This is a genomic window from Histophilus somni 2336, from assembly GCF_000019405.1.
GTDB classification, from domain to species: Bacteria; Pseudomonadota; Gammaproteobacteria; order Enterobacterales; family Pasteurellaceae; genus Histophilus; species Histophilus somni.
In genome coordinates, this window is record NC_010519.1 from 1,821,781 (window position 1) to 1,837,904 (window position 16,124).

General features: G+C 37.0%; 14 protein-coding genes. 7 read left to right on the plus strand and 7 right to left on the minus strand.

Annotated features, from left to right (window positions below; genetic code table 11):
* Positions 1-4 precede the first annotated feature (4 nt).
* The 4 genes from potA (at position 5) to HSM_RS08120 (ending at position 3,983) form a co-directional block, all read left to right on the plus strand.
* Positions 5-1,123 carry a spermidine/putrescine ABC transporter ATP-binding protein PotA gene (potA, locus tag HSM_RS08105; RefSeq protein WP_011609312.1) on the plus strand — a complete coding sequence of 373 codons (1,119 nt, stop codon included), beginning with the start codon at positions 5-7 and terminating at the stop codon, positions 1,121-1,123.
* Positions 1,107-1,967, plus strand: a complete 861-nt coding sequence (gene potB, locus HSM_RS08110; RefSeq protein WP_011609313.1) for a spermidine/putrescine ABC transporter permease PotB — start codon at positions 1,107-1,109, stop codon at positions 1,965-1,967. The genes potA and potB overlap by 17 nt, the downstream gene beginning before the upstream one ends.
* Positions 1,967-2,734, plus strand: a complete 768-nt coding sequence (gene potC, locus HSM_RS08115; protein WP_011609314.1) for a spermidine/putrescine ABC transporter permease PotC — start codon at positions 1,967-1,969, stop codon at positions 2,732-2,734. Before potB ends, potC begins: the two co-directional genes overlap by 1 nt.
* 163 nt (positions 2,735-2,897) lie before the next feature.
* Complete coding sequence (locus HSM_RS08120) at positions 2,898-3,983, plus strand: extracellular solute-binding protein (protein WP_012340714.1); 1,086 nt, start codon at positions 2,898-2,900, stop codon at positions 3,981-3,983.
* A 55-nt stretch (positions 3,984-4,038) separates the two neighbouring features.
* Here HSM_RS08120 and mfd read toward each other — a convergent pair whose 3' ends face one another.
* Together mfd and ubiG are read right to left on the minus strand one after the other, a co-directional pair.
* A complete protein-coding gene (gene mfd, locus HSM_RS08125) occupies positions 4,039-7,473 on the minus strand; it encodes a transcription-repair coupling factor (RefSeq protein ID WP_012340715.1) in 3,435 nt (1,144 codons plus the stop codon).
* A gap of 2 nt (positions 7,474-7,475) precedes the next feature.
* Positions 7,476-8,192, minus strand: coding sequence for a bifunctional 2-polyprenyl-6-hydroxyphenol methylase/3-demethylubiquinol 3-O-methyltransferase UbiG (gene ubiG / locus HSM_RS08130; protein ID WP_012340716.1), 717 nt, complete (start codon positions 8,190-8,192; stop codon positions 7,476-7,478).
* A gap of 139 nt (positions 8,193-8,331) precedes the next feature.
* Here ubiG and gyrA point away from each other — a divergent pair, with 139 nt between their 5' ends.
* The 3 genes from gyrA (at position 8,332) to HSM_RS08145 (ending at position 12,919) form a co-directional block, all read left to right on the plus strand.
* Positions 8,332-10,977 carry a DNA topoisomerase (ATP-hydrolyzing) subunit A gene (gene gyrA, locus HSM_RS08135; RefSeq protein ID WP_011609318.1) on the plus strand — a complete coding sequence of 882 codons (2,646 nt, stop codon included), beginning with the start codon at positions 8,332-8,334 and terminating at the stop codon, positions 10,975-10,977.
* Between the two features lie 361 nt (positions 10,978-11,338).
* Complete coding sequence (locus tag HSM_RS08140) at positions 11,339-11,665, plus strand: zinc ribbon domain-containing protein YjdM (protein WP_012340719.1); 327 nt, start codon at positions 11,339-11,341, stop codon at positions 11,663-11,665.
* 36 nt (positions 11,666-11,701) lie between these two features.
* Positions 11,702-12,919: an aromatic amino acid transport family protein gene (locus tag HSM_RS08145; RefSeq protein WP_012340720.1), complete on the plus strand. Its 1,218-nt coding sequence runs from the start codon at positions 11,702-11,704 to the stop codon at positions 12,917-12,919.
* Between the two features lie 110 nt (positions 12,920-13,029).
* On the opposite strand, the gene murA is transcribed toward HSM_RS08145, so the two are convergent.
* The 5 genes from murA to mlaD are packed head-to-tail and all read right to left on the minus strand — an operon-like array spanning position 13,030 to position 16,095.
* The gene (murA, locus tag HSM_RS08150; protein WP_012340721.1) at positions 13,030-14,304 is read right to left on the minus strand and encodes a UDP-N-acetylglucosamine 1-carboxyvinyltransferase; all 1,275 of its coding nucleotides are present in this window, start codon (positions 14,302-14,304) and stop codon (positions 13,030-13,032) included.
* A 19-nt stretch (positions 14,305-14,323) separates the two neighbouring features.
* A complete protein-coding gene (locus HSM_RS08155) occupies positions 14,324-14,575 on the minus strand; it encodes a BolA family protein (protein ID WP_011609323.1) in 252 nt (83 codons plus the stop codon).
* Positions 14,576-14,587: 12 nt separating this feature from the next.
* Positions 14,588-14,920, minus strand: a complete 333-nt coding sequence (locus tag HSM_RS08160; protein ID WP_041605121.1) for an STAS domain-containing protein — start codon at positions 14,918-14,920, stop codon at positions 14,588-14,590.
* Between the two features lie 3 nt (positions 14,921-14,923).
* Entirely contained in the window at positions 14,924-15,553 is a 630-nt protein-coding gene (mlaC, locus tag HSM_RS08165; RefSeq protein ID WP_012340723.1) for a phospholipid-binding protein MlaC, read from the minus strand.
* 35 nt (positions 15,554-15,588) lie between these two features.
* On the minus strand, positions 15,589-16,095 hold the full coding sequence (gene mlaD / locus HSM_RS08170; protein ID WP_012340724.1) for an outer membrane lipid asymmetry maintenance protein MlaD: 507 nt from the start codon (positions 16,093-16,095) through the stop codon (positions 15,589-15,591).
* Positions 16,096-16,124 lie beyond the last annotated feature (29 nt).

Below are 16,124 nucleotides of genomic sequence, written 5' to 3' on the forward strand. Positions count from 1 at the left end.
GCTAGTGGAAAATACAGTTCAAAACAAGCCTATTATTGAGCTTCGTTCTCTTACTAAGTCTTATGATACAAAAACCATTATCAATAACTTCAATTTAACTATTAATAACGGTGAATTTTTAACAATTCTAGGTCCGTCAGGTTGCGGTAAAACAACAGTGTTACGTTTGATTGCCGGCTTTGAAGAGTTAAATGAAGGTCGTATTATTCTTGATGGTGAAGATGTGACGGATATACCGGCAGAGCGTCGTCACATAAACACCGTATTCCAAAGTTATGCCCTGTTCCCACATATGACGATTTTTGAAAATGTGGCCTTTGGTTTACGCATGCAAAAAGTACCGAATGCAGACATTAAACCTCGTGTAATGGAAGCATTACGCATGGTGCGTCTAGAAGAAATGGCGGATCGTAAGCCAACTCAGCTTTCCGGCGGTCAACAACAACGTGTCGCCATTGCAAGAGCGGTAGTAAATAAACCTAAAGTTTTATTGCTTGATGAATCTTTATCCGCTCTTGATTATAAATTACGTAAAGAAATGCAAAATGAGTTGAAAGCATTGCAACGTCAGTTGGGAATTACCTTTATTTTCGTTACTCACGATCAGGAAGAGGCATTAACTATGTCAGATCGTATTATCGTAATGAACAAAGGCACTATCCAACAAGATGGTTCACCACGTGATATTTACGAGGATCCTAAAAATCTATTTGTGGCAAAATTTATCGGTGAAATCAATATTTTTGATGCGATAGTTATTGAGCGTACAGACGAAAAAACTGTTAAAGCCAATGTAGAAGGTCGTGTTTGCGATATTCATACAGAGTTGACTGTCCAACCAAATCAGAAATTAAAAATCTTGTTACGTCCAGAAGATATTATAATTGAAGAACTTGATGAAAATGAAAGTTCCAAAGCAATTATTGGACATGTTGTTGATCGTAGCTATAAAGGCATGACATTAGAGTCAAGCATCATTCTTGATCATAATAAAATGAAAGTATTGGTGAGTGAATTCTTTAATGAAGATGATCCGCATATCGATCATTCAGTGGGTCAAAAAGTGGCACTAACGTGGCATGAAGGCTGGGAGGTTGTACTGGACGATGAAGATGAACAGTAATAAATTTCAAAACTTAACTGTTAGTGTCATTTTCGGCTGGTTACTCTTCTTTGTTTTAGTACCAAACCTGCTAGTCTTAACAGTTAGTTTTTTATCAAAAGATAGCAGTAATTTTTATGCTTTGCCTTTTAGCTTGGAAAGTTACGCAAACTTAGTTGACTCACATTACGCCAAAGTAATGTGGAATTCACTCCGTATGTCTGCGATTGCAACTGTTATCTGTTTACTTGTAGGTTATCCTTTTGCATTTTTCATTGCCAAAATAAAACCCTCATACCGTCCATTTTTGCTATTCCTCGTTGTTTTACCTTTTTGGACGAATTCGTTAATTCGTATTTACGGAATGAAAATCTTTCTTGGTATGAAAGGTATTTTAAACAATACCCTAATTGCAATCGGTATTATTGACACACCAATTCGTATCTTGAATACCGAAACTGCGGTAATCATTGGATTAGTTTACATCTTACTGCCTTTTATGATTTTACCGCTTTACGCTGCCATTGAAAAACTGGATCTTCGTTTATTGGAAGCTGCAAAGGATTTGGGAGCAAATTCATTTCAACGTTTTATTAGAATCATTATTCCATTAACAATGCCGGGAATTATCGCAGGTTGTTTGTTAGTTCTATTACCCGCAATGGGAATGTTCTATGTGTCAGATTTGCTTGGCGGTGCGAAAGCAGCCCTAGTAGGTAATGAAATTTATGTCCAATTCTTAAAAATAAGAAACTGGCCTATGGGTTCAGCAATTAGTATAGCACTTACTCTACTAATGGCTTTATTAATTTTTATTTACTATAAAACAAGTAAATTATTAAATAAAAAAATGGAGTTGGAATAATGAGTCGTTTACTACGTAATGTCTTTTTGTTTGTGGTATACGCTTATCTGTATATCCCGATTATTATTCTAATCAGTAATTCATTTAACAATGATCGTTTCGGTAATACTTGGAAAGGTTTCGGTTTCCAATGGTATGAGCGTTTATTCAACAACGATACTCTCATTCAAGCCGCTATTCATTCCATCACTATTGCATTTTTTGCAGCCTCATTAGCAACAATTATTGGGACATTAACTGCTATCGCACTTTATCGTTATCGCTTCCGTGGTAAACAGGCTATAAGCGGAATGCTGTTTATTGTGATGATGTCGCCTGATATTGTTATGGCTGTCTCCCTACTTGCATTGTTTATGATAGTAGGTATCTCTTTAGGATTTTGGTCATTACTTTTAGCTCACGTAACATTCTGTTTGCCTTATGTTGTAGTCAGTGTTTTCTCTCGTCTAAAAGGTTTTGATAACAAAATGTTGGAAGCGGCAAAAGATTTAGGTGCCGGTGAAGTAACAATACTACGCAAGATCATTTTACCGTTAGCGTTGCCTGCCATTGTTTCAGGTTGGCTACTTAGCTTTACCATTTCATTAGATGATGTAGTTGTGTCCTCATTTGTCAGTGGTGTAAGTTATGAAATTTTACCATTAAAGATTTTCTCCTTAGTGAAAACCGGGGTAACCCCTGAAGTCAATGCACTGGCAACACTAATGATTATTTTCTCTTTAATCTTGGTAATACTCAGTCAACTTGTTGCCAAAAAAGGGAAATAATAATATTCCAAAACTGTGAAATAATATTTCACAAATGATCCTATATCACATAAAATAACACGCCCTACTTTCGGTAAGGCGTTTTTATTCCTTCAACACCGAAGTATATTCCGCATGTTAAAAGTGCGGTCGTTTTTTACTCTTATATTGGAGAACAATAGAAATGAAAAAATTTTCAGGTCTTTTCACACTGGGAATGATCGCTGTAGCTCTAGCGGCTTGTAATGATAAAGATACTCAAAAAGCAGAGACTCAAGCACCTGCTGCTTCTACAGGTGATACTGTTTATCTTTATACTTGGACAGAATATGTTCCTGATGGATTATTAGAAGGCTTCACTCAAGAAACAGGCATTAAAGTCAACCGTTCAAGTCTAGAATCTAACGAAACAATGTATGCAAAAATTAAAACTCAAGGTGCTGCCGGCGGTTATGATGTTATTGCTCCGTCAAACTACTTTGTTTCAAAAATGGCTCGTGAAGGTATGCTAATGGAATTAGACCACAGCAAATTACCTGTCATCAAAGAATTAAACCCTGATTGGTTAGACAAACCTTACGATAAAGGTAACAAATACTCTTTACCTCAATTGTTAGGAGCACCGGGCATTGCATTTAATACAAATGAATATAAAGGCTCTGACTTCACATCGTGGGCTGATTTATGGAAACCTGAATTTGCCGGTAAAGTTCAATTATTGGATGACGCACGAGAAGTATTCAATATCGCATTGTTAAAATTAGGACAGGATCCAAATACACAAGATCCTAAAATTATCGAACAAGCGTATGAAGAGTTATTAAAATTACGTCCAAACGTACTATCTTTCAACTCAGATAACCCGGCTAATTCTTTTATTTCAGGGGAAGTGAGTATTGGTCAATTATGGAACGGTTCTGTACGTATCGCTAAAAAAGAAAAAGCACCTTTAGATATGGTATTCCCGAAAGAGGGGCCTGTTCTTTGGGTTGATACATTAGCCATTCCATCAACATCTAAAAATCCGGATGCTGCACATAAGTTAATTAACTACATGTTAGGTGCAAAAACAGCAGCACAACTCACCTTGGAAATTGGTTATCCAACCTCTAATATCAAGGCGTTAGAATTACTTCCGGCTGAAATTACTCAAGATCCGGCAATCTACCCTACAGCTGAAGTTTTACAAAACAGTTACTGGCAAGATGATGTCGGTGATGCAGTTCAGTATTACGAAGAATTCTATCAAAAATTAAAAGCGGCAAAATAATCTTTGCACACAAAAGAAATGCTCCCATTGGAGCATTTCTGTTTTGAAAATAAGCTTAAGCTAAATTCCCAACTAAATTTTTCACAAATTCCAACCGCTCTTTATGTGACGTCAATGACTTACTAAACCTAAACTTAGTCGGTCCGTCAAATTTAAATACAGTAGGCTGAGACTGAATTAATTGCACAAATTTCATCGGATCAAGTTCTGCATTTTCAGAAAACTCAATAAATCCCCCATTAATTGTGCTATCAATTTTGACAATTTTTAAGGTTTTTGCCAGCAAACGTAACTCAGCAATTTGCATTAAATTCTTACCTGCCTCCGGTAATAAGCCAAAACGATCAATCAACTCTACTTTCAATTCATCTAACTCTGCCTGATTTTCCGCTCCGGCAATCCGTTTATAAAAAGATAATCTCATATTCACATCACCAAGATATTCTTCCGGTAATAATGCGGGTGCACGTAAATCAATCTCTACTTGCTGTTGTGTTAAAGTATCCAAAGAAGGTTCTCGCCCTTCTTTTAATGCAGCGACAGCATTTTCCAATAATTCCATATAAAGCGAAAAACCGATACTTTCAATTTGACCGCTTTGCTCATTTCCGAGCAATTCACCGGCTCCCCTAATTTCTAAATCATGGGTAGCCAAAATAAATCCGGCACCTAAATTATCTAGACTTTCCAGTGCCTCTAAACGCTTAACGGCATCTTTGGTCATTGCTTTTGGATGAGGTGTCAACAAATAAGCATATGCCTGATGATGAGAACGTCCAACTCTTCCTCTCAGCTGATGTAATTGGGCTAATCCAAAATTATCCGCCCGTTCAATAATAATCGTGTTAGCCGTTGGGACATCAATCCCTGTTTCAATAATAGTAGAGCAAACCAGTACATTAAAACGCTGATGATAAAAATCGGACATTACACGCTCCAACTCTCTTTCTCGCATTTGCCCATGCCCAACAACCACTCTCGCTTCCGGTACAAGTGCGGTCAGTTTTTCTGCACAATTTTCAATACTTGCCACATCATTATGTAAATAATAAACCTGTCCTCCCCGTAAAATTTCACGCAACACAGCTTCTCGAATAATCAAATCGTCTACCTGTCTTACAAAGGTCTTTATGCTCAATCGTCGTGCCGGCGGTGTGGAAATAATTGATAAATCACGGATGCCACTCATCGCCATATTTAATGTTCGAGGAATAGGTGTTGCCGTTAGGGTTAAAATATCAATATTGGTTCGTAGCTGTTTGATTTTCTCTTTTTGGCTCACTCCGAAACGATGTTCTTCATCAATAATGAGCAAACCGAGATCGCTGAATTTTACTTCTGACTGAATTAATTTATGCGTACCGATTAAAATATCAATTTTACCTTCATTCAAGTGTTGTAAAATTTGTTTCTGCTCTTTTGCCGTTCTAAAACGTGACAACATTTCGACATTAACCGGCAGATTGGCAAATCGATCTTTAAAATTTTCATAATGTTGCTGTGCCAATAAAGTCGTAGGAACCAAAACCGCTACTTGTTTATGGTTCATCACGGCTAAAAATGCCGCTCTCATTGCCACTTCCGTTTTACCAAACCCCACATCACCACAAACTAAACGATCCATAGCTTTTTTTTGGCACATATCAGAAATAACCGCATTAATTGCCATTTTTTGATCGGGTGTTTCTTCAAAAGGAAACGTGGCAGCAAATTGTTTAAATTCTTCTTTATCATATTGAAATGCAAAGCCTTTTTTAACTTCACGTTGAGCATAAACATCCAGCAGTTCAGCAGCAACATCACGAATTTTTTCTATCGCCTTATGTCGGGCCTTTGCCCAACTATCATTACCAAGTTTATGTAAAGGTGCATTTTCATCAGATCCGCCAACATAGCGACTAATTAAATGCAAAGAGGTAACGGGTACATAAAGTTTTGAATTATTCGCATATTCCAATAATAAAAACTCAGCTTTAATTCCACCATTTTCTAAACTCACCAATCCACCATAGCGTCCAACACCATGCTCTAAATGCACAACAGGTTGTCCTATTTTTAATTCAGCAAGATTGCGAATGAGTGTATCGGGATTGGCAACTCTACGTTTATTACGCTCACGTTGTTGCACTCGCTCTCCCAATAATTCAGTTTCACAAATAATGGCAACCTTATCCTCATTATCAATAATAAATCCATGTTCTAAACTACTGATGAGCAGGCTTTTAGCTGGCTTATCTTTTTCACCCAAATCCTGAATTTGCGTTGGTTTGAGCTTTAAAGGTAAGAGTAAATCCAATAATGTTTCCCGACGCCCTTCTGTTTCTACTGAAAAAATAACAGTTCCGTCAAATTCCTCAATAAACTGACGCAATTTTTGCAAAGGTTCTTTTTGTTGTACTTGAACGGTTAATTCCGGCAACGGCTGCACAGGTAAATTTTTTTGACGAACAGAAGTGCGGTCCAATTTTTTACTTTTTAAACTCAATCTTGGATAATTTTTTAACTGCCGATTAACTTCATCAATGCGTAACCACAATTTTTCCGGCATCAGCAACGGACGCATCGGATCAACACGACGGCTTTCATAACGTTGTTCAATATCCTGATAAAAACGTTCTGCTTGCGGCACAATTTGTTCAAAATCCACAAACAATGTATTTTCAGGTATGTAATCAAACAACGTCGCCATTTGATTAAAAAAGAGCGGTTGCCAATATTCGATTCCGGAAACTAGAGTTCCTTTACTGATTTGTTGATAAATATGTTCAGGATCTCGTCTAATTTCCGCAAAAGTTTCTCTAAATTGACTACGAAAAAATTCAATGCCTTTTCTATCTGTTGGGAACTCTTGTGCAGGTAATAAATTAATACGTTGAATTTCCTCTAATGTACGTTGCGTATCTACATCAAAAGTACGAATACTATCAATTTCATCATCAAAAAAATCCAATCGAAAAGGCACCGCACTTCCCATCGGAAATAAATCCAATAAAGCACCTCGTACTGCAAATTCGCCATGTTCCAGTACTTGTTCGACTGCTCGATAACCGGCATTTTCCAGCTGTAAACGAAATCTTTCGATATTTAATCGATCACCTCGTTTTATCAATAATACATTGTGTTGTAAAAATTCTGCCGGACAAACTCGTTGCATTACAGTCGTAATTGGTGCAATAAAGATACCTTTGTTGCTATGTTGCAACTGAAACAAGGCACTTAAGCGAGCTGAAATAATTTCTTGATGCGGCGAAAAATTATCGTAGGGTAAAGTTTCCCAATCAGGAAAAAATGTAACAGGTTGTTGAGTGAATTCAGTTAAAATTTTTTCTAAACAGACCGCACTTTTAACATCAGGGGTCATCACAAAAATCAACCCATCATATCGCCGTACAATTTCTGCAATCACAAGACTATCAGCCCCCTGTAATACATTACCTAGAAGTTTATGCTCATTGGGCTGGGTAGGTATGTCAAAATTAAAATACATCATATTCAAATGGATTTATGTTGAAAAGTTGCCATGTAATTTGCACTGACATCTTGATTTAACCAAAATTTTCCGGTTAAAAGATTGTAATGATAACCACAAATATTTTTACAGACTAAATTTGCTTGGTCAGTCCAATGCAGTAACTCAGCCGGTTTGATAAATTTATCGTAATCATGTGTTCCTTTCGGTAACATTTTAAGTATATATTCTGCACCTAAGACCACTAATGCCCATGCTTTAAATGTGCGATTAATAGTCGAAAAAAATAAGACACCATTCGGTTTTAATAAAGCTCGGCAAGACTGAATGATGGATAAGGGGTCAGGAACATGCTCCAGCATTTCCATACAAGTAATCACATCAAATTTTTCAGCGTAAAGTGCGGTTTGTTTTTGTAAAAATTCTTCAACGGTAATTTGCTGATAATCTATGACCAGTCCTTGTTCCTTGGCGTGTAAACGAGCGACTTCAAGAGGAGCAACGGTCATATCAATTCCTGTTACTATTGCCCCTTGCTTTGCCATAGCCTCAGACAAAATACCGCCACCACACCCCACATCAAGCACTTTTTTTTCCGTTAGTCCGTTAGCTTGCTGTTGGATATATTGTAATCGTGTCGGATTAAGTTGATGAATAGGTTTAAAATCTCCATTCGGATCCCACCAACTTTTTGCCATTTTTTCAAATTTTTCTAATTCTTGCGGATCAAGATTTTGCATTTTTATCAGTCCGTATAGCAGTAAAAAATAATTACGCTATTATTCCTTAACTGCGTTAAAAATTCACTACAAAATTTCGAGAAAATCAGAAGTTATGCTATAATCTCGCCAATTTTTCGTACCTAATTAGGAAATCTCAATGACTGATTTTACCCCCAACGTTACTCCTGTGAGTATAGAAGAAGAGCTTAAATCTTCGTATCTTGATTATGCGATGTCTGTAATTGTCGGGCGAGCTTTGCCTGATGTACGTGACGGTTTAAAACCGGTGCATCGGCGTGTGCTTTTTTCTATGGATCAAAGTAGCAATACTTACAATAAAGCCTACGTAAAATCTGCTCGTGTTGTAGGGGACGTTATCGGTAAATATCATCCTCACGGTGATAGTGCGGTGTACGATACTATTGTTCGTATGGCACAACCTTTCTCGTTACGCTATATGTTGGTTGATGGTCAAGGTAACTTCGGTTCGGTAGATGGTGATGCACCGGCTGCAATGCGTTACACCGAAGTACGTATGCAAAAAATCACCCAAGAATTACTCACCGACTTAGATAAAGAAACAGTGGATTTTTCGCCAAACTATGATGGAAAAGAAATGATCCCTGATGTCTTGCCAACCAAAATTCCAACATTATTGGTCAATGGTTCTTCTGGTATCGCTGTGGGTATGGCAACCAATATTCCGCCACATAATTTAAATGAAGTATTGGATGGCTGTTTAGCCTATGTGGATAACGAAGAAATCAGTATTGATGAACTAATGCAGTATATTCCTGGTCCTGACTTCCCTACTGCCGCTTTAATCAATGGACGTAAAGGAATTGAAGAAGCATACAAAACAGGACGAGGAAAAATCTATGTTCGTGCAAAAGCGGAAATTGAAACTAACGATAAAGGTCGAGAAACCATTGTTGTTACTGAAATTCCGTATCAAGTCAATAAAGCAAAATTAGTAGAAAAAATTGCGGAACTCGTGCGTGAAAAGAAAATTGAAGGCATCAGTAATGTACGAGATGTGTCAAATAAAGAGGGTAACCGTGTTGAAGTAGAAGTTAAACGTGATGCAGTCGGTGAAGTCGTACTTAATAATCTGTATGCCTTAACCCAAATGCAAGTGACGTTTGGGATCAATATGGTTGCCTTGGATCATGGTCAACCAAAGCTATTAAATTTAAAACAAATTATTGAAGCATTTGTTCGCCATCGCCGTGAAGTTATTACTCGTCGCACTGTATTTGAACTTCGAAAAGCTCGTGAGCGTGCACATATTTTGGAAGGCTTGGCAATTGCCTTAGCGAATATTGATCCTGTTATTGAATTAATTCGTGCCTCTAAAACCGCTGATGAAGCTCGTGTCGGTTTATTATCTCAAGCTTGGGAATTAGGTAATGTAGCAACAATGCTCAGTGCAACAGGCGTAGATAGTTCTCGTCCGGATAATTTGGCTGATAACTTAGGCATCATCGACGGTAAATACTATCTTTCCGATGAACAAGCTCGTGCAATCTTAGATTTACGTTTACAACGCTTAACGGGGCTTGAACACGAAAAAATTGTTACTGAATATCAAGAAATATTAATTGAAATTGGCAAACTTTTACATATTCTAAACAGTGCGGATCGTTTGAAAGAAGTCTTGTGTGAAGAACTGGAAAAAGTAAAAGAAGAATTTGGTGATGCACGTCGCACTGAAATTACATCGGCATCCGGCGATATTAATTTAGAAGATCTTATTACCCAAGAAGATGTCATTGTTACACTTTCTCATGCAGGTTATGTAAAATATCAACCGCTTACAGACTATGAGGCACAACGCCGTGGCGGTAAAGGTAAATCTGCAACTAAAATGAAAGATGAAGATTTTATTGAGCGTTTATTAGTTGCCAATACTCATGACACTATTCTTTGCTTTTCAAGTCGAGGCAGATTATATTGGTTAAAAGTATATCAACTACCGCAAGCAAATCGAGGGGCTCGTGGTCGTCCTATTGTTAATATTCTCCCATTACAAGAAAATGAACGTATTACGGCAATTCTACCAGTGGCTGCCTATGAAGAGGATAAATTTATCGTCATGGCAACTGCCGGAGGGCTTGTGAAAAAAATTGCGTTAACCGAATTTAGTCGCCCTCGTTCAAGCGGTATTATCGCACTTAATTTACGTGATGAAGATGAATTAATCGGCGTTGATATTACAGATGGTACCAATGAAATCATGCTCTTCTCATCACAAGGTCGAGTAGTTCGTTTTGAGGAAAATGCAGTTCGAGCAATGGGACGTTTAGCGACAGGGGTACGAGGTATTAAACTGGCATTAACAAATGATATTTCCGATGATGAAAGTGCGGTAGAAATTGAGGATATTTCTGATGAGGATACAAAAGAACCTCTTGATCTCAATGTAGATAAAGTGGTGTCATTGGTTATTCCAAAAAATGACGGTGCAATTCTAACCGCTACACAAAATGGTTATGGAAAACGTACCGCACTTTCCGAGTATCCAACCAAATCTCGTAATACTAAAGGGGTCATCTCAATTAAAGTCAGTGACAGAAATGGTAAAGTAGTCGCTGCAACGCAAGTAGAGGAAAATGATCAAATTATGCTGATTACCGATGCTGGTACATTGGTTCGTACGAGAGTGAGTGAAATCAGCATTGTCGGACGCAATACTCAAGGTGTTCGACTCATTCGAACAGCGGAAACAGAACAAGTCGTTAGCTTAGAACGAGTTTGTGATACTGATGAAGATGAAGAAAATATCGATAACAATTTTGAATAGAGAACAGACTAAATCATCATAATTTCAAGGGCGATTATCGCCCTTTCTTTATGTCCAAAAAATATGACTCTCTACCTTATTTATACCCACTTAATATGTGCTTTTTTAGCTTGGCATTACTGATTATTCGAGGGCTGATACAAATGGATAATAAATCAGCAAAAATACTCAATCCGCTATTTTTTCCTGATTTACTCTGTCTAAGTGCGGTCGTTTTTTCTCGGATTTTTTCATAATTGAAAAATCAATAAAATATGTCATTATTTAATCCCTCATTTCTCTACAAAAAAGCTATTTTCCCTTTTTGGTAAAGCGAATTTTTTTGCTATACTCGAGCACTGCTTTTATTAGGAGAAACAATATGGAACAAATGCCGAATTGCCCAAAATGTCAGGGTGAATACGTATATCACGACACAATTAATTTTGTTTGTCCTGACTGTGGAAATGAATGGACTGACAATGAAATTGAACAACAAAACGAAGATCAACTCATCGTAAAAGATAGCAATGGAAATATATTAACTAATGGCGATGATGTGCTTTTAATTAAGGATTTAAAATTAAAAGGATCTTCAGAAGTACTAAAAAAAGGCACAAAGTACAAAAATATTCGTTTAGTAACAGGTGATCATAATGTTGACTGCGGCAAATTATTACTAAAATCTGAATTTTTAAAGAAAGCTTAAATTATAACTATCATGTTTATCTAAATTGGAGTTGTTATGAAAAATAAAATTCTCGGCAGTGCATTAATGATCGCCGGCACAACTATAGGTGCGGGCATGTTGGCTATGCCATTGACCTCAGCCGGCATGGGGTTTTCCATGACGTTAGTGCTACTTGCAGGATTATGGTTATTATTGACCTATACCGGCTTGTTGTTTATGGAAGTTTATCAAACTGCAAAAGAAAAAGATGTAGGCGTTGCAACTCTTGCAGAACAGTATTTCGGTTTAACCGGACGTTTTTTGGCGACTATTAGCTTGCTCGTTCTACTCTATGCCTTACTTGCCGCTTATATTACCGGTGGCGGCTCTCTTTTATCAGGCCTTTTAACGGGTATTGGTGATGAAAAACAAACTTCTCAAATCTCAATATTACTCTTTACCCTAATTTTAGGTGCATTTGTTGTGATTGGTATTAAAGGGGTTGACGGCTTAACCCGACTCTTGTTTATCGGAAAAATCATTGGCTTTATTGCGGTCTTATTAATGATGTTACCAAAGGCAAAATTAGAAAACCTAGGGGCAATTCCTTTAGATAATCTATTGGTTATTTCTGCAATTCCAATTTTCTTTACCTCTTTTGGCTTCCACGTCATTATGGGGAGTATCAATAGCTACCTTGATGCAGATATTCGTAAAATCCGTTTAGCCATTATTATTGGAACGTTAATTCCATTATTTGCCTATTTATTATGGCAATTCGCAACACATGGCGTATTAAGCCAAACTCAATTTGTTAGCCTATTAAAACAAGATCCGACCCTAAATGGATTAGTAAAAGCGACTAGTCAAATTACTGGAAGTAGCCTATTAGGTGAGGTAGTTCGCCTATTCTCATCTCTTGCATTAATTACTTCTTTCTTAGGCGTTGCAATGGGAATTTTTGAAGGAGTTGGTGATCTATTAAAACGTATTAATCTGCCGACAAATCGCCCGATACTGGCACTTTTAACTTTTATTCCGCCACTAGCCTTTGCTCTATTCTATCCAAACGGTTTTATCACCGCACTAGGTTATGCCGGCATTTTATTTGCCTTCTATGGGCTACTTCTTCCTGTTGCTTTAGCTTGGAAAGCTCGTCAGTTGCATCCCAACCTACCTTATAGAGTCGCTGGCGGTAATCTTGCATTAGTCATCGCATTTATTATGGGCATCGTTATTATCGTTATCCCGTTCTTAATGCAAGAAGGTATCCTTCCTACTGTTGCCGGATAAATTAAAAAGAGCGGTTAAATTTTTATAAATTCAACCGCTCTTTCTATTAAATTTTAAAAATAATGCCTCACAATTCATATTATGAAGTGTTACGTTTATCTAAAAGCAATTTAGTCTACTATTTTTTCGGTAAAACGTTCAATTTTCGCACCCAATCCACGTAATTTTTTTTCAATATGCTCATAACCACGATCAATGTGATAAATGCGATCAACGATGGTTTCACCTGTGGCAATACAACCGGCTAAGACAAGACTGATAGAAGCACGTAAATCCGTTGCCATAACTTCTGCTCCGGATAAATATTCAACACCATGACAAAATGCTGTGTTACCTTCAATCTCAGCCTTTCCTCCCATACGAATTAATTCAGGAATATGCATAAAACGATTTTCAAAAATAGTCTCGGTAATTTTACTTGAACCCTCTGCAACCATATTTAATAAAGTAAATTGAGCTTGCATATCAGTTGGAAAACCGGGATAAGGTTCAGTACGTATATTTACCGCTTTTGGTCTATTACCTTGCATATCCAATGTAATCGTATTTTCCGTGACTTCAATTTTAGCACCGGCATCACGCAATTTATCAATTACTGCATCTAAAGTTGATGCTTTAGTATTTTTACAAATGATACGTCCGCCGGAAATAGCGGCTGCAACTAAAAAAGTACCGGTTTCAATACGATCCGGCACAATACTATGCTCACAACCTCCTAGGCGTTCAACACCTTCTATCGTGATAATATCTGAACCCGCACCGCTAATTTTTGCTCCCATCTTATTTAAAAATACAGCAGTATCAGTGATCTCAGGTTCACGAGCTGCATTTTCAATTACTGTTATGCCTTTCGCTAGAGTTGCAGCTATCATAATAGATAAAGTCGCACCAACACTTACTTTCTCAATAACAATTCGTTTACCGATTAATTGACCATCAACAAAAGCCTTAACATAACCGTCTTCCAATACAATTTTTGCTCCAAGTCGCTCCAGCCCGCTGATATGTAAATCAACAGGTCTTGCACCAATAGAACAACCTCCCGGTAATGAAACTTGCCCTTGTTTAAAACGAGATACTAAAGGCGCTAATGCCCAAATAGACGCACGCATCGTCTTAACCAACTCATAAGGAGCTACAAAATGATTAATATTTGAAGCGTCTAAATGCACCGCACCTTGTTCATCTCGATAAGTTACCACACCTAATTGTTGCAGAATTTTTAACGTGGTATCAATATCTTTTAACTCAGGTACATTAGTTAATTTGACAGGCTCTTCAGCTAGAATGGCCGCAAACAAAATAGGTAAGGCGGCATTTTTAGCACCGGAAATATTCACTTCTCCATTTAAACGAGACTGCCCATAAACATGAAATTTTTGCATATGTTACTTCCTACTTATGCTACATATTCAATAAACGATCACGCTTCCACTGTTCAGTACTGAATGTTTTTATTGTTAACGCATGAATCGCACCGGATTTAAAATGTGCCATTAAAGGTGCATAAATAGTTTGCTGTTGTTTTAGTCTGGACAGTTGTGCAATTTCATCGTTTACAACAATGACACCAAAATGTGCATTTTCACCCTGAACATATACTTCATCGAGATTCAATGCTTCCTTTAAAATTTGCTCAATTTGCTGAGTTTCCATTAATATTTTCCACTATTGTAAAAAAGGCTTAAGCCAATCAGATAAGCCAAAAAGATCTGCCAAAATTTCCAATTGAATTGGGGCATTATGAATTTTTTGTGAACTTACTTGTTTTTCAAGCTCATTAATAAAATCACCTAGCAAAGCAAAACCAGCACTATCAATGCGATTAACTTCACTGAGCTCCCAAACAAGTTGCTGACCAACAAGCTCCGCACTTGATAAAAGTTCATCACGTTGTTGCAAAAAAGGAAGCAATGTATCTCGTGATAACGCTCCCATAATTCGGAGCGTCATCTTATCACTATTTTTTTCTAATGCCCAATTCAGATTGTTCTCTTTCATACGTTATTTACTACTAATAATAATTGGTTGTTTAGAAAATTCTTCCATCTCATCAATCAAAGTTTCTATACCTTTTTTGCGTAAAATAGGTAACCATTCCTGTCTTGTTGAGTGAACCGTACTCACACCGTTAGCGGACATATCATACACTTGCCACTTACCTGATTTACTGTTCTTACGCCAATAAAACTCTAAATCAATAGGTGCAACATTGCCGCTTTGCAGTATTTTAACCGGCACATTCATTTGATCTGCCGTTACATTAATCGGCTTTAATACACTAATTTTCTGATTACTATAAAGCGTTAATGCTTTGGCATATTGATATTCGATAAATTTATCAAATACCGCAAAGAATTTTGCACGTTGTTCCGGTGATGTTGATTTAAAATAAGGCCCTAACACTAAAGATCCTGCATAATTTACATGAGCATAGGGCATGAGTCCTTGACGTACGATAGTACGCAAATAATTAGGATCTTGTTTAATCTTACTTTGGTTAGTATCAATGGCTTTAAATAAACGCTCAGATACATCAAGCGTTAGTTCATAAGGTGTTTCTTCCGCCATAGCTTGTACAGCAAAAAGTGCGGTCATTGCCACAATTATTTTAAAAAATAGTTTTTTTAACATAAATATTAGCTCCTAAATCTACAGTGTATAAAAAATTATTGAACATCCGATTCCAATTGCTTTTGAGTGCTTTTATTTTCTTTGCTGCCATATAAGAATTGCCCGACAAGATCCTCCAATACCATAGCTGATTTAGTATCTACAATACGACTTCCCTCTTTTAACATGGAAGTTTCACCATCATCAAATCCAACGCTAAGGGAAATATACTGCTCACCTAACAAACCTGAGGTTTTAATTGATAATGAACTGTTATCTGGAATTTCATTGTACTTTTCATCTATAGCAATTTTAACCAGCGGTAAATAGGTTTTATCATCAAGTTCAATTGATGATACTCTGCCTATTACAACACCACCGACTTTCAAAGGAGCTCTAACTTTAAGTCCGCCAATATTATCAAAAACAGCATAAACTTGATAAGATTTTGCTTGATTAAACCCTTGTATATTCGCAACTCTTAATCCAAGAAAAACCAATGCCCCAATACCAATTAATAAAAATAATCCCACCCAAAATTCATGTTTAACTGTTTGTCTCATAAAAAATCCTTAATTTTCTACCGCACTTT